The organism is Actinocorallia lasiicapitis (genome assembly GCF_054778695.1).
The window spans coordinates 1-1,053 of record NZ_BAAGZI010000775.1 but is presented as its reverse complement, the minus strand read 5'-3'; the positions used below and the strand labels follow the sequence as shown (position 1 = coordinate 1,053).

Annotated in this window: 1 protein-coding gene and 1 pseudogene; both read left to right on the top strand. The window is 70.7% G+C overall.

Translation table 11 applies throughout. The features are described 5' to 3' along the window. Positions 1-648 (top strand): PP2C family protein-serine/threonine phosphatase (locus tag ACYVE7_RS34535; RefSeq protein ID WP_460370839.1); only part of this gene is annotated, 648 nt, incomplete at its 5' end. A 174-nt stretch (positions 649-822) separates the two neighbouring features. Beyond that, a pseudogene (locus tag ACYVE7_RS34530) lies at positions 823-1,053 on the top strand (hypothetical protein); the annotation flags it as partial.

The window sequence follows — 1,053 nt, the reverse complement described above, 5'->3', positions numbered from 1 at the left end:
GTCGCCGCCCGTTATGTGGCGGCGACCACGGGCGTCGAGGTCGGCGGCGACTTCTACGACGTGTTCCCCACCGGCGACGGCTGGGGCCTCGTCCTCGGCGACGTCTGCGGCAAGGGCGAGGAGGCCGCGGCCGTCACCGCGGCGGCCCGGCACGGCATCCGGCAGCTCGGCCGCTGGAAGTCCGATCCGGCCGAGGTCCTGGACATGGTCAACGAGACCCTGCTGGCCGAGGAACGCTACGTGACCGGCGTCTACGCCGTGCTGAACAAGGACAACGAGCTCCGGATCGCCACCGCGGGCCACCCGCCCATCCTGGTGATCAAGGCGGACGGCCTGGTCCGCACCACGGAGGGCGGCGGCGTGCCGCTCGGCCTGTTCGACGACTTCGCCTGCGCCGCCGAGACCGTCGTCCTGACCCCGGGCGACACCGTCCTGCTCTACTCCGACGGAGTGCTCGACGCCTGCGACGAGCTGCGCGACAGGTTCGGTGAGGAACGGCTGCTCGAGGTCCTGGCCGGCCAGGCCACCGCGCCGCTGCCCGACCTGCTCGCGGCCGTCGAACGCGCCTTGCTGGACTTCTGCGGCGACGACATGGACGACGACGTCTCGATGGTCGCACTGAGACTTCTGCCACAAACCCTCGACTAGGGGTGGACCGATCGTCTCGTTTGGGTAACACTGAACACGAGTGCCTAAGACGCAGGCACGCCCTCCGGCGACGGAATCACTCCGTCGAACTATCCCCGGAGGCGCGTGAGCGCGTCCCGACGGCACTCTTCTTCGTCTTCCGGGCCTGCTCCTGCGCCTCCGCAAGGAGCCCCCATGAAGATCTCGATGATCGCGGTAGACCATATCGACCAGGTGAGCGCCCTCGCCCGCGAGCTCGGCAAGCAGGGCCACGAGGTGACCGTCCACACCCGGCGCGAGCAGCCCGGCAAGCGCCGCACCAAGCTGGCCGCCGGTGTGGTCGTCGACCCGCTGCCCGCGGGCCCCGAACGCCCCCTGCACGGCGCCGACCTGCTCCCGCACCTGTCCGGGCTCGGTGACGCGCTG